This is a genomic window from Enterococcus sp. DIV1059_2 (assembly GCF_051713685.1).
Classification (GTDB): Bacteria; Bacillota; Bacilli; order Lactobacillales; family Enterococcaceae; genus Enterococcus_D; species Enterococcus_D casseliflavus.
In genome coordinates, this window is sequence record NZ_JBIOQK010000001.1 from 1500195 (window position 1) to 1518817 (window position 18623).

General features: G+C 43.9%; 20 protein-coding genes. 7 read left to right on the forward strand and 13 right to left on the reverse strand.

The window, feature by feature from the left end; translation table 11 throughout:
• Positions 1–25 precede the first annotated feature (25 nt).
• The 8 genes from IGI72_RS06910 to IGI72_RS06945 all read right to left on the reverse strand — a co-directional run bounded on the left by IGI72_RS06910 (position 26) and on the right by IGI72_RS06945 (position 7343).
• A complete protein-coding gene (locus IGI72_RS06910; protein WP_010747949.1) occupies positions 26–604 on the reverse strand; it encodes a TMEM175 family protein in 579 nt (192 codons plus the stop codon).
• A gap of 99 nt (positions 605–703) precedes the next feature.
• Positions 704–1264 carry a TetR/AcrR family transcriptional regulator gene (locus tag IGI72_RS06915; protein ID WP_086295015.1) on the reverse strand — a complete coding sequence of 187 codons (561 nt, stop codon included), beginning with the start codon at positions 1262–1264 and terminating at the stop codon, positions 704–706.
• Between the two features lie 2 nt (positions 1265–1266).
• Positions 1267–2190: a phytoene/squalene synthase family protein gene (locus IGI72_RS06920; protein WP_010747951.1), complete on the reverse strand. Its 924-nt coding sequence runs from the start codon at positions 2188–2190 to the stop codon at positions 1267–1269.
• The gene (locus tag IGI72_RS06925; protein ID WP_005235239.1) at positions 2180–3667 is read right to left on the reverse strand and encodes a phytoene desaturase family protein; all 1488 of its coding nucleotides are present in this window, start codon (positions 3665–3667) and stop codon (positions 2180–2182) included. Before IGI72_RS06925 ends, IGI72_RS06920 begins: the two co-directional genes overlap by 11 nt.
• On the reverse strand, positions 3664–4380 hold the full coding sequence (locus tag IGI72_RS06930) for an ABC transporter ATP-binding protein (protein WP_005225713.1): 717 nt from the start codon (positions 4378–4380) through the stop codon (positions 3664–3666). The genes IGI72_RS06925 and IGI72_RS06930 overlap by 4 nt, the downstream gene beginning before the upstream one ends.
• Before the next feature lie 11 nt (positions 4381–4391).
• Positions 4392–5456, reverse strand: coding sequence for an ABC transporter permease (locus tag IGI72_RS06935; protein WP_438753610.1), 1065 nt, complete (start codon positions 5454–5456; stop codon positions 4392–4394).
• A 314-nt stretch (positions 5457–5770) separates the two neighbouring features.
• A complete protein-coding gene (locus IGI72_RS06940; protein WP_194185273.1) occupies positions 5771–6430 on the reverse strand; it encodes an HD domain-containing protein in 660 nt (219 codons plus the stop codon).
• On the reverse strand, positions 6420–7343 hold the full coding sequence (locus tag IGI72_RS06945) for a dihydrodipicolinate synthase family protein (RefSeq protein WP_438755069.1): 924 nt from the start codon (positions 7341–7343) through the stop codon (positions 6420–6422). The genes IGI72_RS06940 and IGI72_RS06945 overlap by 11 nt, the downstream gene beginning before the upstream one ends.
• 345 nt (positions 7344–7688) lie before the next feature.
• Between IGI72_RS06945 and IGI72_RS06950 the strand changes: the two genes are divergently transcribed.
• From IGI72_RS06950 to IGI72_RS06960, 3 genes are read left to right on the forward strand one after another with little or no spacing between them, the layout of a single operon-like run.
• Positions 7689–9521, forward strand: a complete 1833-nt coding sequence (locus IGI72_RS06950; protein WP_332282584.1) for a beta-glucoside-specific PTS transporter subunit IIABC — start codon at positions 7689–7691, stop codon at positions 9519–9521.
• A gap of 47 nt (positions 9522–9568) precedes the next feature.
• Positions 9569–11032, forward strand: a complete 1464-nt coding sequence (locus tag IGI72_RS06955; RefSeq protein WP_015509472.1) for a glycoside hydrolase family 1 protein — start codon at positions 9569–9571, stop codon at positions 11030–11032.
• 20 nt (positions 11033–11052) lie between these two features.
• The gene (locus IGI72_RS06960; RefSeq protein ID WP_010747958.1) at positions 11053–11901 is read left to right on the forward strand and encodes a PRD domain-containing protein; all 849 of its coding nucleotides are present in this window, start codon (positions 11053–11055) and stop codon (positions 11899–11901) included.
• 65 nt (positions 11902–11966) lie between these two features.
• Here IGI72_RS06960 and IGI72_RS06965 read toward each other — a convergent pair whose 3' ends face one another.
• Positions 11967–12332 (reverse strand): HIT family protein, encoded by a 366-nt coding sequence (locus tag IGI72_RS06965; RefSeq protein WP_438753614.1) that lies wholly within the window; start codon positions 12330–12332, stop codon positions 11967–11969.
• 210 nt (positions 12333–12542) lie between these two features.
• On the opposite strand from IGI72_RS06965, the gene IGI72_RS06970 reads away from it, so the two are divergent.
• The 4 genes from IGI72_RS06970 (at position 12543) to IGI72_RS06985 (ending at position 15415) form a co-directional block, all read left to right on the forward strand.
• Positions 12543–13523: an aldo/keto reductase gene (locus IGI72_RS06970; protein ID WP_395997197.1), complete on the forward strand. Its 981-nt coding sequence runs from the start codon at positions 12543–12545 to the stop codon at positions 13521–13523.
• A 75-nt stretch (positions 13524–13598) separates the two neighbouring features.
• Positions 13599–14006 carry a MerR family transcriptional regulator gene (locus IGI72_RS06975; protein WP_016610339.1) on the forward strand — a complete coding sequence of 136 codons (408 nt, stop codon included), beginning with the start codon at positions 13599–13601 and terminating at the stop codon, positions 14004–14006.
• Positions 14007–14066: 60 nt separating this feature from the next.
• Positions 14067–14627, forward strand: a complete 561-nt coding sequence (locus IGI72_RS06980; RefSeq protein WP_086295033.1) for an NAD(P)H-binding protein — start codon at positions 14067–14069, stop codon at positions 14625–14627.
• 164 nt (positions 14628–14791) lie between these two features.
• Positions 14792–15415 (forward strand): YitT family protein, encoded by a 624-nt coding sequence (locus tag IGI72_RS06985; protein WP_005225724.1) that lies wholly within the window; start codon positions 14792–14794, stop codon positions 15413–15415.
• A 101-nt stretch (positions 15416–15516) separates the two neighbouring features.
• On the opposite strand, the gene IGI72_RS06990 is transcribed toward IGI72_RS06985, so the two are convergent.
• Genes IGI72_RS06990 through IGI72_RS07005 form a run of 4 tightly spaced genes read right to left on the reverse strand, consistent with a single transcriptional unit; the run spans position 15517 to position 18596 of the window.
• Positions 15517–16281, reverse strand: coding sequence for an ABC transporter permease subunit (locus IGI72_RS06990; RefSeq protein ID WP_438753618.1), 765 nt, complete (start codon positions 16279–16281; stop codon positions 15517–15519).
• Positions 16278–17189, reverse strand: coding sequence for an ABC transporter ATP-binding protein (locus IGI72_RS06995; protein WP_395997199.1), 912 nt, complete (start codon positions 17187–17189; stop codon positions 16278–16280). Before IGI72_RS06995 ends, IGI72_RS06990 begins: the two co-directional genes overlap by 4 nt.
• The gene (locus IGI72_RS07000) at positions 17186–17413 is read right to left on the reverse strand and encodes a PLDc N-terminal domain-containing protein (protein ID WP_087627297.1); all 228 of its coding nucleotides are present in this window, start codon (positions 17411–17413) and stop codon (positions 17186–17188) included. Before IGI72_RS07000 ends, IGI72_RS06995 begins: the two co-directional genes overlap by 4 nt.
• Positions 17406–18596 (reverse strand): helix-turn-helix domain-containing protein, encoded by a 1191-nt coding sequence (locus tag IGI72_RS07005; protein ID WP_438753622.1) that lies wholly within the window; start codon positions 18594–18596, stop codon positions 17406–17408. Before IGI72_RS07005 ends, IGI72_RS07000 begins: the two co-directional genes overlap by 8 nt.
• Positions 18597–18623: the final 27 nt, after the last annotated feature.

Consider the following 18623-nt stretch of genomic DNA (forward strand, 5'->3'; position numbering starts at 1 on the left):
TTTTAGGAGAAGGACGCAAGTGTTTTTATTGTTTTAAAAAGGTTTCTACTTTTTTCTCAGGGATCACCCACAACAATAGTACAAGACTATCCAGTGTGATGATAAATAGGGGATGGATCAGCCAGCCCAGGAGCAATGCCAGCACGTTGATAAACAACGTAAAGTAGAGTTTCTTGTATCCGCGAAACAGTTCCACGATGGCTTGATTGTCAGGATTGGCACGAACCAAGGATTTTCCAACTAGGAAATAGCTGAAATCCGTCAATAAAATGACAGCCCCGTATAGCAGCTGTGGGGCAAGAGCGACTGGATAACGACTGACCCATGACGTTACAAAAGGAAAGAGGGTCAGTGCCAGAATCAACAAATGATTCGCCCACAAGGTCCAACCGTCGATTTTAGACACTACTTGAAATAGATGATGGTGATTGTTCCAGTAGATCGCTAACATCACAAAGCTGATCAAATAAATAATAAATTGCTGTTCCACTCCTAAAAAAGAAGCAAAGGTATCGCCTTCGGGCTGGTGCAATTCCAATACTAATAAGGTCATTACGATCGCAATGACCGCATCCGTAAAGGCTTCGATTCGATTTTTTGACATGTACATCCATCCTTTTAAGTTTCTGTTTACTGGATCAGTGTACGCGATTGTCAGAAATTCGTCGAATGATTATTCTCGGGACAAAAGCCAACGTTCCAGCTATTTCGCAATTGGCCCATTGCCTAGTGCACCGAATAAAAACAAATTGATCGCTTCTGGCATCTTGTCTTCTTTTTCTGGTGAGTCCAAATGAGCCGCCATCAGTACTAACAATTGACTGGTGACAAATTCTGGGTCGACATCCGAACGGAGATTGGAATCACTGCGACGAAACAAGTCAAGAAACGGTTCTTTGTAATTTTTCCGCCAAAGCAAGTACAGTTTTTTAGAAGTGTCCTCAGAAACGGTATGCTGAATGTCGTGCATCATCATATAAAAATTGATCCGATGCCGACTTCTTAAAAAAAGAAACATGTTCAAGATTTTTTCAGAGATCGTCAAGGAAGTATCTTCAACGGTCTGATTTAGCTTTCCAGAAACCTCTTGTGCCAAAGAGACCATCACTTCATAATAGATGGCTTCTTTGCCTTTGAAGTGATAATAAAGATTGGGTTGGGTGATGCCGACGGCTTCTGCGATCTGTCTAGTAGAAGTTGCTTGATACCCCTGCTGCATAAACAGGTTCTCTGCCACTCGTAATATTTTTTCTCGCAAGTTCAAAGTCAGCCCTCCCAACGTTCCTGACGAAGCATTTTTTTCGCGGTAAACAAAAGTTGGATTTTCCGTTGTTTCGGTACCGCTGTTTTTTCAGCAAATACTTGATAGTTGTTTTTGCGAATCACAGTCAAGATTTCCCGATAGATCAAAGCAGCTGCTAATAGAGCTTCACGGCAATCTTCATCGATTTGCGGCATCATGACAAAAGATTCTTGATAAAGCGTCTCTGCCAGTTGCGCCTCGTGTTCCCACATCTCGATAAACTGCGGGTTTTGATTGCCAGCTGCTAAAGCCTCTCGCGAAAGGTTGTATTGCGCCAAGACCGTTTGCGGCAAATAGATGCGGCCCATCCGCAGATCCTCGCCAATATCACGTAAAATATTGGTGCGCTGCATCGCTTCACCCAATTTGATGGCAGGCTCTTGAATCGCAGCGGCTGCTTGCGAGAGAATCGGCAAGAGCATCAGACCTACACTGCCAGCTACGTAGTAACTATAGTCAGAAAGCTCTTTTTCAGAGGTGGGCTGCTGGAAGTCAAGGTCTTGTTTTTGCCCCACCAATAGGTCGAAAAAGGGTTGAAATTGCAGATCAAACTGTTGGAAAGAAAGGGTCAATGCCCGCCAAATGGCTTCATCAGGATCTTCTTCCTTGACGGCTTGCGGCAAGTCGATCGTATCGTCTGATACTTGTTTTTGCATTTCTTCCAAGCGTTTTTTCATGGCTTCGATCAACAATGGGTCTTGCTTTTCATCGACGGCATCATCGGCACGTCGGCAAAAGGCGTAGACGGCATAGACGGCGCGGGCTTTGTCTTTTGGCAATTGAGAAAAGGCGGTATGAAAATTTTTCGAATGCTTTTTTATGATGGCCTCACAGTATAAAAAATCGTTGTCGTATTCATCAAAGACGCTTAATGATTTAACGGTCATCTTTTAACAACTCCTCCACAGCTAACTTGGCACTTTGCATCACGATTGGCACACCCGCTCCTGGATGCGTACTGCTGCCGCAGAAGTATAGGCCTTCTGCATAATCAAATTTATTATGGGGACGATAGTAATTGCTTTGGGCTAAGGTCGGTTTCAAGCCAAATGTCGCACCGTTATAGGCATTGAACCGATCATTGAACGTATCTGGCGTATACATTTTTTCATACACGATGTGTTCATCGATATCTGTAAAGATCGTTTTTTCTTTTAATAATCCAATGATCTGCTGGCGGTAGCTTTGGATCGTTTCATCCGTCCATTGATCAAATTTAGATAATTCAGGTACTGGGACTAAAACATAAAGACCTTCTTGACCATCAGGTGCTAAGGAAGCATCTTTCAGGGTTGGACGATACAAGTAGAAGGAAGGATCTTCTGGCAGCTTGCCAGCCTCGAAAAGATCATCTACATTGCGTTTGAAATCATTGGCAAAATAAATGCTGTGGAGTGCGCTATCCTCATATTTTTTGTCCAGTCCTAAATAAAGCAAGAAACAAGAACAAGAATAATCCATCGAAGCGATTTTTTGATTGGTGTATTTGCCACGTTTTGATTCATCAGGAATCAAGCTTTCCATGGCATAAGGAAAATCAGCCGCACAAATCACGGCATCTGCGGTGATCGTTTCTCCATTGACACGAACGCCTTTGGTTTGCTTGTTTTCGATCAATAATTCATCGATCGGCGTATTGTAATGGATCGTACCGCCTAATTCTTGGAACAAACGTGCCATACCAGTGGCTAACGTATACATGCCGCCTTTGATGAAATAGACCCCATACATCAACTCGATCATAGGGATGATCGTATAAAGGGACGGCCCTTGGTAAGGGGAGACACCGATATACAAGGTTTGAAACGCCAATGATTTACGCAGGCGATCATCTTTGACAAATTTAGAAATGGAAGAGTAGGCGTCACTAAACGTTCGCAGCTTTAACCCTGCCCATAATGATTTGGGATTGTAAAAATCTCGCCATGTCCGAAACGACTTGGTGATGAAGGACTCTTTGGCGATCACATAGCGTTTGTAAATATCTGCTAAAAAGGCAAAATAGCCTTGAGCATCTTCTTCTGAGATCGCTTCTAGCGTTTTGGTCAATTCTACTAAGTCATTTGAGAAGGTCAGCGGTTCGTCTTGGGCAAAATACAGCTGCAGCATCGGATCGACTTTCTCCATAGGAATATAGTCATTCGGATCAACGCCAGCAAATTCAAACACTTCACGATAAATTTCAGGCATCATCACGATGGTGGGGCCCACATCAAAGGTAAAGCCGTTTTCCTTGATCTGATTCATTTTGCCCCCAGGTTGACCTTCTTTTTCGTAGAGGGTGACGTCATAGCCAAGTTTTTGCAAACGGACAGCAGCAGCTAATCCTGACACGCCCGCACCGACAACAATAATTTTTTTCATGCTTGCTCCTTCTGCGAATCATCTGATTCGGCTTCTTTTTTCGTGTGTTCTTTTTCTTCTAAAACGCCATCTTTCATGACGAGAACCCGATCACAATAATCTGTTAAACGGGTATCATGGGTCACCATAATGGTGGCTTTTTGTTTTTCTTTGGTTTCTTTTGCTAAGATTTTGACGACTTCGACGGCTTTTTTTGAATCAAGACTCGCCGTTGGTTCATCTGCCAATATGATGGTGGGATCATGATAGAGCGCTCGGGCAATAGCCACACGCTGTCTTTCACCACCAGAAAGTTCATCGGGGTATTTGTTCTGCAGCTTTTCGATCCCAAGTTGTTCAAACAATTCAGTTGCTGATTGCTCTTGGGTTTCTTTGCTGACCTTATCCACTAATTGGAGTTGCTTTTTGACCGTCAAAAAAGGGACAAGGTTGGAAGCTTGTAAAATAAAGCCGATCTTTTTGAAACGAGTTTTTGCCCGTTGCTTTTCTTTTTGTTTACTGAAGGGTTCGTCATTGATAAACACTTCGCCTTCAGAGGGGGCTTGCAGACCACCGGCGATCGTTAGAAAGGTACTTTTCCCAGAGCCAGAAGGACCGATGATGGCGACAAATTCGCCTTTTTCTACCGAAAAGTTGGTTTCTTTCAAGGCTTCAATTGTCGCGTCCCCATCTTTAAATGATTTTTTGACTTGTTTGAATTCAATGGCACTCATGTTTTTTCCTCCTATCCGATTGCTTTCAATGGGTCGATTTTTACAATCGTTCGCACCGAGAAGAAAGCACCTAGCATCGCGATCAGAATCATCATGACACTGATACTAGCAAAGAATAATAGATTGATTTGGAATGGCACTGCCGCAGGTAACACGAGGGCGGTACCGATCGTTGCCAAACCACCGATCAAAACACCCGAGGTTGCCAATAAGAACGTTTGGGCGATCACCGAAAAAGCAATGTAGCGGCTAGAGATCCCTTGAGCTTTCATGACACCAAAAATTTCTGATTTTTGCATCGTTAGCACATAGATAAAAATACCGATAACGATGGCAGCGATCACGATCAAGAACCCGATCATAAAGCCAAAGGTCAGCACTTGTGCGTTGTAACCAGGTAATTCATTAATAAATTTGCTGATATCCGTAGCGACCAAATCATCTGGCACTTCTTTGATTTTGCCACGAGTCACGATCGCGTTGATACGGGCATTTTCAGAATCATCTTCTTTTTCAAAACGAATTTCTTGATAAGCACCGATCGAGGTGTAGAGGACCGGAGCGACACTGAAGCGGGCGTTATCTGTAAAACCGACGATTTTCAATTTTTTGTCACTGCCTGCTAATTTGATGGTGTCACCAATGGAAATCCCGTATTCTTCCTCAATACTGCTGTCGGCGACCGCTTCATCATCTGAAGCAAACATCTCGCCATCGGTAATATTGGGTGCTAAAAATTGATCTGGATTAATGCCGAAAAAGGTGACATCGACTTTTTCACCGTTGTCTTCTTTGGTCACAACTCCAGCGGTTTGCGCCAAAACTGCTTTTTCTGGTGCATCGACTTCATCATAAAGACTGCGAGGAAGCATCGACATGTTTAAATTATCATTTGCTTCTTCGGTCAACAAAATTTGATCTGCCTCCCATTTGTCGACCGCCATCCGATTATCTTGAGCCAACCCATAAGCTAACCCAGTTAAAAAAAAGACCAAATAGGCGATTAAAAACATGACCCCTGTGACTAGGGCGTAACGCAATTTGGAATGGCGTATTTCATTGATTGCCAAAAACATAACGATTCCTCCTAATATTTTATCACTTGATAAAATAAAAATACCATTTTTTTTATTTTCAGCAAACTATCTTGCTTACAAAGAGTAAATTCGGTGAAAAAAGGAAGGTTATTTAGAAGGGACGTCTGTTGATTGAAGAAAACCACTTGCTGCCCTTTGATTTGAATAGGCGCGTAGGAGCAGCGAAGGGGCGGGGGATTTTAGTGGAGAAAGAACGTTTAGAATAACAGTAAAAGCCCTCTGATTCAGTGCAGACACAACTGCGGCGCTGAATCAGAGGGTTCCTATTTGAAGTCTGGTGCTGGATCAAAGTGTCAATCGTCAGTTTCTTTGCTTGTAGCGATAACTAACGGCACGATTTTTTCAAAGGAGTGACGGAAGCTTTCAGGTTGTGCTAATTTTTGATAGATGATCGCCAAACCGTCTTGGTTTTTGCGATAATCCAACCAAACCTTCAGCTCACTTTGAGGACCGTATTTCTTTGAAATGTACTGATACGCTTCATGATGCAATTGTTCTAAATCTGTCAGCTGCTTTTTCTCATAAGCAAAAAGCAAGGTACGCTTGAGGATTCGCTCAAAATTTAAGTCGCGATCGGCTTCGGAAATAATTTTGCCATAAAGCGAGCGAGGCTCATAGGGCAGCGAGGCGCGATGATCTTCTACAGCTTCGCCGATCATTGAAATGACTGGAGGAGAGAAAAAGCGTGGCAACACAGCATCTTGTTCAACGATCTTGCGGGAATTGCTTTCGTGGTTTTTGCGGCCATAGAGCAAGCCGATATCATGGTAGGCAGCTACCGTATAGACGATATTCAGGTCAACGGGCAATGTTTCAGCAATTTCAAAACTATTTTGGATCACTTGGTGGACGTGCGCTGGGGAGTGACTGCTATCCAATTGGTTGTATTGCGGGATGATGGAGCTTTCAATATAGTGCTTTAGTTGTGGATCAATCGGTGCATCAATCTTCATTTGTCTGGTTCTCCTGCCTTTCATGTGCTAGATGAGGGGGAATTGAGCCAGTGCCAAACCGATCAATTGTTTCTAGACCTAGCGGCTGACGACAAAAGCCAAAGGGCTGTCCATCAATGGTGATTTGCTGCTTGAGCCACGGAAGGTAACTGATGGTATTGTTTGGATCGCCAGCAGCTGCTTGTTCCATATTCTGCCATTCATTCGACGTAGAAATCGTTGCATCACCTTTCAATAAGCCCTGCCAAATCACCTGGATCTCCTTGGGACAAAGGTTTCCTGCCATTGATGACAGCCCGTTAAACCCTAGTGCGACCTTTTCCGCCAAGTCCGCTTCACCACCAGCATAAAAGCGAAAATCGGCAGCCGTCTTTGTTTTTAGTTGAGGCACTCGCTCCTTCCTGCCAGCTTCTTTTAAGCCGATCACCCGAGGGTCAGCGATCAAGGTCAAGAGGCTTTCTGCAGATAAATCAAAGCCCGTGCGGCGGGGATTGTTGTATAAAATAACTGGTTTTTCGCAAGTATGGATCAATCCCTGAGCATAGAGCACAGCTTCCTTTTGGGTCAGGCAAAGATAAGGGGGAAAGCCTAAAACCACACCATCGATTCGGGGATTTTTGTTGATTGCTTCTGCCAACGCGAGCGTTTCATGAAATACGATGCCAGCTAAACCGAAGAGGACTTCGAAATCGGCTGCCCAGCTGGTTTCTTGCGCTAAGGCATGTAGAAGCTGTTTTTTTTCTGTTAAGGTCAATGAGTGCTGTTCACCGGTGGAGCCGCACACCAAAACCGATTTGATCCCTTGCTTTTGCAGTTGCAAGATATGAGCGATCGTCCTTTTCGTGTCAAGTCTTTCTGCATGATCAAATGCTGTTGGGACGGCAACATGCAATGAGTGATTCAATGAAGTCATCCGATTCATCCGATTCATCCTTTCTTGTGATACGTTTAGCCAGCGATGTTCTTCTTGCTTCTGGTGCAAGCCAAGGAAGACGAAACAACTGATTATCCACTAAGTGTAGCAAACTTCTCGTTTCAGCAAAAGGCTTAGCAAAATATTTTTCAAACGGTGGTTGCGTTTTCAAATAAAGCATGGTATTATGCAAGTAATAAAACAGGCATGTGACTGGTAATGCAGGCAGGACCTATAAAAAACATGGAAGGGATCGTTGGATTCCGTTCAATGTTTTTGTAGGTGCTGCCTGCTTTTTTCTTTGTTTGGCCAACAAAGGAAAACTAATTAAAGGAGAAGAAAATTATGAATGTAAAAGAAACGGCAACTGCCATCGTTGAGTTGATTGGCGGAAAAGAAAATATCGCACATTTGGAACATTGCTCCACACGCTTGCGCTTTACCTTAAAAGACAATAGCCTCGTACAAAAAGATGCCTTGGAAAAAGTCGATGGCGTGATTGGGGTGCGACAAAATGTCCAATGCCAAGTCATCATCGGCAATGATGTCGTCGAAGTGTATGATGAGGTTATGAACGTGTTAGGTCATGAGCTAACAGCGGATGGAGGAAGTGAAACGAAACAAAAACAATCGTGGGGTGCGGTCCTGCTTGATTTTATTATCTCGATTTTTCAACCGTTGATTCCAGCGGTCGCTGGTGGGGGCGTCTTGAAATCCTTACTGTTACTTGCTTCTGTCACTGGATTGATGGACAATACGAGCCAGACGTATCAAATTTTGAATCTGATCGGTGGCGCACCATTGTATTTCTTACCGATTTTAGTGGCGATCACCACGGCAAATAAATTAAAGGTCAACCAATTGGTGGCGGTTTCCGCTGTCGGTGCCTTGATTTTGCCTGAACTAACGACACTATTGACAGATGGCGCAGCGTTCATGGGCTTCGGTTTACAAAATATCGCCTATGCGTCACAAGTATTTCCAGCAATTTTAACGGTTTTATTTTACGCTCAAATTGAAAAGCTGTTTACACGAATCTCACCAAAACCGATCCGTATCTTCTTTGTTCCGATGATGAGCTTAGTTATTACGGTTCCAGTTGCTTTATTGATTTTAGGCCCATTAGGCTTTGAAGTCGGAACGATTTTTTCAGCAGCGATCATTTGGCTGTATGCCCATTTAGGTTGGGTGGCAACAGGGATTTTAGCCGCTGTTTTACCATTGATGGTGGTTACTGGTATGCACAAAGCCATGATTCCCTATGCTGTTTCGTCCATGAGTGAGATGGGGGCAGAGCTGTTATACTTGCCTGCCTCATTGGCACATAACATTGCAGAAGCTGGTGCTTGTTTTGCGGTGAGTGTTCGGACCAAAGACCAAAAACTTCGTTCAACCGCTGTTTCTGCAGGCATCTCCGCCCTTTTTGGCATCACCGAACCTGCTTTGTATGGGGTGACGATCCTGCATAAACGAGTGCTTTACGGCGTGATGGCTTCCAGCCTAGTTGGTGGAGCGGTGGCTGGTTTGTTTGCCATCAAGGCCTTCGCATTAGTTGGCCCTGGTCTAGCAAGTATCACTATGTTCGTGGATGAAGCCAACCCGATGAATCTTGTGTGGGCATTGGTCACTTTAGGGGTATCCTTTGCTGTTTCTTTTGTCCTTGTCCTTTTCTTATTCAAAGACAAAGTGGTAGAAAATAAGACGACTGTTGCCGATCCCAAAGCCGAAGTATTGAGCAAACCAGTAGATGGGCAAGTGGTAGCTTTATCTGAAGTCAACGATGAAGTCTTTTCAAGCGGTATGATCGGAGAAGGGTTCGGGATCATCCCGACGTCTGGCGAATTGATCGCACCAGAAGATGGCGAGATCACGATGTTGTTTGAAACCAACCATGCGATCGGGTTAAAAACCCGTAATGGCGCAGAACTGCTCTTTCATATCGGGTTGGATACCGTCCAATTAGAAGGCAAACACTTTACCCCTTACGTAAAAGCGGGGGATCAAGTGAAACAAGGGCAACCGCTGATCCAATTCGATCTAGATGCCATCAAAGCAGCTGGTTTTGATCCAATCGTGATCTGTGTGGTCACCAATCAAGAAAACTTTACGGTAAAAACGATCGAATCAACCGATGAGCAAAGCGGCCAAGGTGTCCTATCGATCGCACCGCTCGTCTAAACAAATGAGCAATGCAACAAAAACAATGTAAAAAGGGGATTGAAAAAATGACTGAAACAACTTTTCCAAAGGACTTCTTATGGGGTGGCGCTATCGCCGCAAATCAAGTAGAAGGAGGTTGGAATCTTGGCGGCAAAGGCTTGTCGGTGGCGGATGTGGCGACCTACAAACCTCATGTCGATAACAAAGATTATGCGGCGCACATGAGCGTGACCGTAGAAGCCGTCAAAGAAGCGATGGCAGATCCAACAGATACCATCTATCCAAAACGGCGAGGAATCGATTTCTATCACCGCTATCCAGAAGATTTGGCTTTGTTTGCGGAGATGGGCTTTAAAGTGTTGCGATTGTCGATTGCGTGGACCCGTTTGTTCCCAACCGGGGAAGAAACGACACCCAATCAAGAAGGGATCGCTTTTTACCGCAATGTCTTTCAAGAAATGCAGCGCTTGGGGATCAAACCGATCGTAACGTTGTCTCACTATGAAATGCCGCTAGCCCTTAGCTTGAAGTACAATGGCTGGGTGGAACGTAAAGTAATCGATGACTTTGTCCGCTTTGCAACCGTCTGTTTCGAAGAATTTGGGGAGTATGTGGAATATTGGCTGACCTTTAACGAAATCGACAGTATCCATCGTCATCCCTTTACAACAGCAGGCATCATTCCAGAACAATCAGAAGCAGGCAAAGAAGAGCAAGAGGTGTATCAAGCGCTCCATCACCAATTTGTTGCCAGCTCATTAGTGACCAAAATCGCTCATGAGAAAAACCCAAACAATAAAGTTGGCTGTATGTTAACGAAACTAATGACGTATCCATTGACTTGTGACCCATTGGATGTTGAATTGACCTTAAAGAAAAACTTGGAAAATGATTTTTATGCGGACGTTCAAGTCAAAGGGGCTTATCCGCGAATGATTGAAAAAGATCTGGAAAAACGCGGGATCAAGATTGAAATGGCACCAGAAGACCGCCAAATCTTGAAAGATCACACCGTTGATTTTCTTTCCTTTAGTTATTATATGTCTATGGCCGAATCAGGTGATCCAAATGCCGAACGGACACCGGGCAATACGGTTTTAGGGGTAAAAAATCCCAAGCTGCCATCAACTGAATGGGGCTGGCAGATCGATCCTAAAGGCTTGAAAATCTCCTTGCTTTCATTGTATGATCGGTATCAAGTGCCATTAATGATCGTTGAAAATGGTATGGGCGCCGTGGATGTCCTTGAAGACGGCCAAGTGCATGATCCGTATCGGGTCGATTATTTCAAGGCACACTTCAAACAAATGAAGGAAGCCATCGATGAAGGGGTCGATTTGATTGGTTATACTTCTTGGGCACCGATCGATCTGGTCAGTGCGGGTACGTCACAAGTGACGAAACGCTATGGCTTCATTTATGTGGATGCCGATGATGAAGGAAACGGCAGTTATGACCGTTTGAAAAAAGATTCCTTCGACTGGTACAAAGAAGTGATCGCCACCAATGGCGCAAGTTTGGCAGAATAAACAGTGAGGAGCGAGAGTGCATGATTTACATCAAGAAAGTCTTAAATTCAAGTGTCGTACTTGTTGATAAGGAAGGACAAGAAATGATTGCACTTGGGAAAGGCATCGGCTATGGAAAGAAAGTCGGCGACAGCATAGCCGATACCCAGATCGATCAAGTTTTTCTGCCAATCGATGAAAAAAAATCAGGTCAGTTTGCCGATTTAGTGGATGAGATTCCGTTGTACTATTTTGAAATGACCAAAGAAATCGTCCAGCTGGCGCAAAAAATGCTGCCATATCCGCTAAATTCAACGATTTACCTCACCTTATCGGATCACTTGCACTTTGCTGTAGAACGTCAGCAAAAAGGCTTGAGTGTGACGAATCGGCTCTATTGGGAAATCAAGAATTACTATACAGAGGAATTTCGAGCCGCCGAACAGGCACTACGTTTGTTGAAAGAGAAGTATCAAATTGAGCTGCCAGAAGAAGAAGCCTCCAATATCGCGTTTCATTTGATCAATGCCCAGTCGAACACCGAGGAAAATCAAGATGGGTTGAAAAAGGCCAAATTGATCGGGTTGATCGTCAATATGGTGCGCTACTCGATCCAGCAAGACGTCAACACCAATTCGATCCATTACAATCGCTTTATCACCCACGTGCGTTTCTTCGTTGACCGATTCTTTTTGGATGGGCTGCTGCAAGAAGAAGATGAAGGACTATACCGTCAAATGTGGGCTCTTTATCCGAATGCTATGGAGATCGCGACAAAAGTCAAAGCCTATATCGATAAAGAATACCAAACGAAGATCCCTGTCAATGAAATCGTCTATCTAGGCGTTCATATCAATCGATTGATGAATCATTCAGCGATCAATTCCTAAGCGTCCTCATTTTAACAAACATAAACAAGCCGTTTCCCTTTGCTGGAGAAACGGCTTATTTGTGTTTAGTAGGCTTGTTTGTGAGGAATCACGCCTCGAACGCCGCCCTTTGGCTGCTCCACGTCGCCTTGGTAGCGTGGGATCAAATGACAATGGCAATGAAAGACCGTCTGTCCAGCAGCCTCCCCGCAATTGAAGCCGATGTTGAAGCCGTCTGGTCGATAGGTTTCCAATAAATAAGCTTTGCCTTCCTGCAACAAAGCCTGCAAGTCTTGTAATTCCTCTTGGGTGAGAGCAAAATAATCCCTGCGATGCGCTTTGGGGATCAATAGCAAGTGTCCAGGGGTGACGGGGTACTTATCAGCGATCGCATAAAAGCGTTCGTTTTCAATGATCGCATGTTTTGAGGCAGTACAAAAAATACAAGTCAAAATCTTTCGCTCCTTTTTCTCGGCTAGATAGCGTATCAATACTTATCTTTAGTGTACCAAAAGCTGATTTGAAATGAAACGCACGACAAAAAGCATGTCCTTTTGAGTCAATTGACAGTAAAATAAAAAAAAGTTTATAGATTCGCTTGACTTAGAGTGCACTTCAACCTGTATGCTTAGTGTAACTTAAAAAAACAGGAGGACGTACAAATGGACTATGTAAAATTTGGCAATACAGGACTTGATGTGTCACCTTTGTGTTTAGGGACAATGGGATTTGGCGATCCCAACAGCGGGTTTCATGAGTGGGTGTTAGAAGAAGACGACAGTCGTGAAGTCATCAAAAAAGCCTTGGATCTGGGCATCAACTTTTTTGATACGGCAAATGTCTATTCTTATGGAGCGAGCGAAGAAATCGTCGGTCGAGCATTGAACGATTTTGCACCACGAGATGAGATCGTGGTTGCCACAAAACTGTATTCAAAAATGAAACAGCGACCTAACAGTGGAGGCTTATCCCGAAAAGCGATTTTTTATCAAGTCGAACAAAGCTTAAAACGCCTGCAAATGGACTACATTGATTTGTATATCATCCATCGTTGGGATTACCACACGCCAATTGAAGAAACCATGAAGGCATTACATGATTTGGTAGTTTCTGGAAAAGTACGCTATATCGGCGCATCTGCGATGTACGCTTGGCAATTTGCCAAAGCACAAGCAGTCGCTGAAAAAAATGGCTGGACCAAATTTGTTTCGATGCAAAATCATTTGAACTTGCTTTATCGAGAAGAAGAGCGAGAAATGATGCCCTTGTGTGCCGATCAAAAAATTGCCGTGACGCCATATAGCCCATTGGCTGCCGGACGGTTAACAAGAGATTGGGGTGCAGAGACCAAACGGTACTTAACGGATAAAACCGCCAATCAAAAGTACGACAAAACGATGGAACAAGACCGAGAGATCGTGGCGCGGGTCGCACAGATCGCTGACAAACACCAAAGCAAACGGGCGCAAATCGCCTTGGCATGGTTATTACAAAAAGAACAAGTGGTCGCACCAATTATCGGCGCAACAAAAGAAAGCCATTTATTAGATGCATTCCCTGCCCTTGATCTAAAGCTGACTGCCGAAGAGATTGCGTATTTGGAAGAGCCTTACTTGCCTCATGCAGTGGTAGGAGCGGAATAACGAGTAACAAAAGGGCTTCTAGCTCGTAGCATACAAAACGATCTAGGAAAAAATACAAAACAAGGAAGTGAAGCCGTGAATATCAAAAAAGTCAGTGAACTGAGCGGTGTCTCAGCTGATACCATCCGTTACTATGAAAAAATTGGGCTGATCCCGGCGGTCAAACGCAATAAAAACGGTGTTCGTGAATTTGATGATGACGACTTAAAATGGATCACCTTTACTAGGCAAATGCGCAACGCTGGACTATCGATTGATGGCCTGAGTCATTACCTGGCTTTATTTGAAGAAGGGCGTGGGACGGTTCCTGAGCGCAAGCAGCTGTTAGCCGAACAAATTGCAGTTTTGCGGGAGAAAATCTCAGATATGACGGAAGCTGTTGAACGTTTAGAATACAAATTGGAACATTACGACGAGCATGTTCTGCCGACTGAAGAACGACTGCGTCAACGCAAAGCCAATCTCGTCAACCAGACTTTATGACAAGCCATTTTTTCTACTCAAAGAACGAGGCTTGAATTTTTCAAAAATGAAAGGGAGCTTATGAAACGACTTGCGATTTTAGGTGCTGCTGGCACGATCGGTCAGCGATCACGGCAAAAACTTTTGGAAAGAACCAATCGACCACTCGTACTCTATGCCCGCCGTGCAACGGAGCGTTTGCATGAGATCGATGCTGCGCGTGAGACGATCATTGATGGTGACTTTCTCGATTTAGGACGACTCGTTCGGGCATTGCAAGGCTGCCAGTCGGTTTTTTTGACGGATATCCATGATCCTCGAGCGACGCTGCGGGTGATCGAGGCAATGAAATTAGCAGAGGTCAACCAATTGATCAGTGTCGCACCCGAAAAAAGACTTTGTACATCGGAGGCATTGAAGCAATTGGCAGACTTAACAGCGCCTTTTCTTGCCCCTGAAAAGCATCAGCTGCTCTTGCAGCAAAAAAATCGCTTGATGTCCTACCAATTGATTGTAGGCTCAGAGTTGGCTGTTCGCTTTGTTCATTTGCCATCAATGGAAGAATGCATGTTACAGCCAGGGGGATGGCAAGAAGCAGTCGCAGAAGAAATGCTTGCGATGTATCACTGCTATACAGCCTAAAGCCTGTGCATCTGTGATGAAAACCAACATGCTTTCTTGAAGTTTAGAATCATTTTTTTCATGTTTTCATGAAAAAAATGGTTCTTTCTTTTGAGCTTTTTTTGATAGAATAGACAGAAGCTTTTATCCATAAAATTAGTTGCCAGATTGAAAGGAGAACGTTGATGGAATCACTTATCAAAAAAAATCTTGCTTTATTGCTTGGGGTGCTGTGGATCTGCATCGCATTAAACTTTTTCCTTTTGCCTCACAGTATTGCTTCTGCTGGTGTCGGGTCGATCGGCTACTTGATCGAAACCGGCTGGTCGATCAATCGTCATATCGTTGTCTGGGGGATTAATTTATTGATGCTGGCGTTGGCATTTTTGCTTTTAAAGCGAGAGGTCTTTGTCAATACGGTTATCGGCAGTCTGGCATTTCCCGTTCTTCTGGCGCTTTTACCAGAGATCATGCTCTTGCGTTTTTATTCCGTTTCCTTGATTTTAGGTAGTTTTTTCTTTAGCTTCGGTATTTTTTCACTTTACAAAATCGGTGCTTCCAATGGTGGGGTCACGATTCCGCCGCTGATTTTGGAAAAATACTATGGCATTCGAAAGTCTAGTGGTGTCTTCTTAACCAATCTGATCATCATCTTGTTGAATCTCCTGATTTTTTCTTGGCAAGAAGCCCTCATTTCCGCTTTCTCTATCTATTTGATTGCCTTTTTCATGCGCTGCTTTATGCGGATCGAGCAAAAAACACAGGCAAAAAAAGCAGTGAACGTTCAAGAAACAGCAGAACTAGAATAAACTAGCAGAAGCAAACCATCGGTGCAACAGGTAGTGACCCCCAAGAGTTAGACAAAACGTCTACCTACAGGAGTCAGTACAACATTTGCACCGATGGTTTTTTAATAGTTTCTTTTTCTCAAAACAGCAATAGCCCCCGCTAGGCAGCTGATGATCAATAAGCAACTCAGCAGCAGCGCTGGCATCAGTTCTCCTAGTTTGATTTGGTTAGTTAAGTAGTTAGGAAATTGGCTAGAAAGAGAATAAGGGTTCCAATTTGTTAATTGGCTCCACAAACTACCTAACAGTCCGATCAGATAACAAGCGCCAATAAACAACAGTCCTTGATAGATACTTTTAGCAAAGCTGGAACCTAGCAGCAGCATGCTGATCGCTAATAAACCAAACAGCCAATAGCTGAACAATGCGCTAGGGACTTGAGCAGCGCTGGAATCATCGAAATAAATCATCGTATAAAAAGCACTGACACTGGCACTTAGGAGGTAACTCAAAGACCACAGAATCGTTAAATAGCCAGCTTTGGCACAGACGATCGTCGTTTTCGGTAATCCTTTCGTAATCAGCTGAATAAAGGTCCCTTGGGCTATTTCGGCAGAGAGCGTATCGGTAAAAAGAACCACAAATACCAGCAGACCAATCGTTCCAATATTGCTGTAAAACTGCAGCCATGCATCGATCGCAGTCGGATCAGCAATCGTGACCTCAATCGATTCTGGCATCATACTGGCCATCAAATCGGGCATGATTTTCGCGGTAAAGGGAGAGAGCATACCAATCAGCGCAAACAGAATCAAACAAATCAGCAGTTTTTTGCTGCGAAGACCACCGAGAAATTCTTTTTTTAAGAAAACAAGAAACACCTTCATTTGATCACCTCCAAATAAATCGCTTCTAAAGTCGGTTCGATCCGTTGAAAGGATTCAGGTACTATCTGTTGTTCATTGAGCAATCGCAGCAACTGCTTTCCAACATTCGTGTCGGCAGTTTCGTCGATCAGTAATTGATTGTTCTTTCTTTCTGCCGCAATGCCGTGGGATGCTAACAGATTGGCAAATTTCGAATGGTCACCTTCGTTGGTAAAGACAATCCCAAAGGCGGTTTTTCGATAACGTTTTTTTAAGGAATCCATCGGTTCAAACGCCTGGATCTGGCCTTTGTGCAAAATCGCAATGTAATCTGACAGCTGCTCGACATCTGCGAGAATATGGGATGAAAAAAGAACTGTCGTTTCTTCTTTGATTTTAGCCAATACATCAAGAAAGGCCTTGCGACCTAAAGGATCAAGTGCAGAGGTCGGCTCATCACAAATCAAGATAGCTGGTCGGTTGATCAATGCTTGAGCTAATCCAAGACGCTGCTTCATGCCTCGAGAAAAGCCAGCGATTTTTTGTTTCGAAGCTTCCAGGCCTACCAACGCTAAAACTTCCATCACCCGCTGAGGCTGAAAAGGTTCTTGATTGGGCTGGATCTTTCCGCAAAAAGTCAAATATTCTACAGCTGTCATAAACGAGTAAAACTGCGGTACATCTGGTAAATAGCCGATCCAGCGATTGGTCTTGGCTGAGCCGAATTGCACCGGCTCGCCGCAAACGATGATTTCGCCTTCATCAATGGGGAGCAATCCTAAAATCGCCTTCATGGTCGTTGTTTTGCCAGCGCCGTTTTCCCCGACAAACCCCACAACGCTGCCCTTTGGAACCGAAAAGGTTAGGTCTTGCAGCACTTGTTTGCGCCCAAAACGCTTGGATAAATGGTTGATCTCGATCATCTTCATTGTTGGTCCTCTTTTCCGAAAGCAAAATAAAGGATAGGACCGATCAGGCTAACAAAACAGGCGATGAAAAGCCAAAGAATACGGGAGCCGAATTTAAACTGTTCTTGTTTTAAAATATCGCGAACCGCCAAGATGATCAGGACCAATTGCAAAACAATCAAGGGGATCAGTACGGGCAAATAATCAGATATATTTTCTGGTATATTTAGTGAAACACTATTCATGTGAAGCCCTCCTTTGTGGCTCATTTTCTTGTTCGGACAGTTTTTGCAGCTGCTGAAATAATTCTTCAAATAGTGGTTGCTTCAGATAAGGTTCAAACAAAGGTGTCAGCTGTGCTACTGCAAGAAATTGTTTTTTGACACTACCTGAGTTCCGCGGGATCTGACTGCCTAATTCTAATTCGCTGATCCACTCATCGATGCTGTTGAAATAATCGTCTCCTTTCAAAACGATTTCCTCAGGCGTGTCTGCTAATGTTTTGACATACAGCGTTAATGCTTGCAGCAATAAGCTTTCTTTTCCTAAAGCGGCAAAAGAAACCATTCCAGCGGCTAAAAAGTTCAGTAAAGAAATAGGATGCAGCTGGGCCAGTTGGAAGCTCTCGCTGAGTGCCAGTCCACGTGCAAAGGTTTTTTCCAGTTGCTCCTCGTCTTGTGTGAGCATTGCCAAATAATTTGTCAGTAAGCTCATAAAAAGAATCAAGTATTGGTAAATCGCACTTTGCGTCACGATCTCAGCTTGTTGCAACTGATTTTTTTGCTGAAATGCGGCAGCAATCAGTGGTTCGCTAGGTAATAAAGTCGGCGTTTTCGTGCCAAGGATCGCCAAGACCTCATCGGGCTTGTTTCTCATCAACAGACAATAGGCTTCGATTTGTTGCGCTTGTTGTGCCAACGCATTGTCACCATGCGCAATGATCCGTTGGTAAAGGATTTCTGCTTCTTTCAAATAGGTAGTTTTTTTCGCTTCCGTTAAGGCTTCTTCAGAGGGGTGTCCTTCTGAGCTATCTGCTACAGGGACATCTGGCAAAAGATCCCAATGATTTAAGTAAAAGGAGCCCATCTGTAACAAGAACGGGTAACAAGAGTAATACCGTTTGGTAAAACTTTGTGCCAGCGCGAGGACTTCGCTTGGTGTTTTTGTTTGAAAGGCGTCTTTTAGTAATTGATAGATGCGTTGGATCTCTTTAGCGGATAGCTGCGAGTCCAAAATCAATAATTCATCGACGCTCCAATCAAAATACGCGGCTAATAAGGGCAGCGAGGTGATATCTGGATAAGACTGTCCCGTTTCCCATTTCGAAACGGATGCTTTGGACACATTCATAAACACTGCTAATTCTTGCTGGGTAATACCTCGTTGTTTTCTTCTCCGAGCGATTTCCTCGCCAATGGGTAAGTCCATAGTGCACCTCCGATAGGTTTGTTTGGT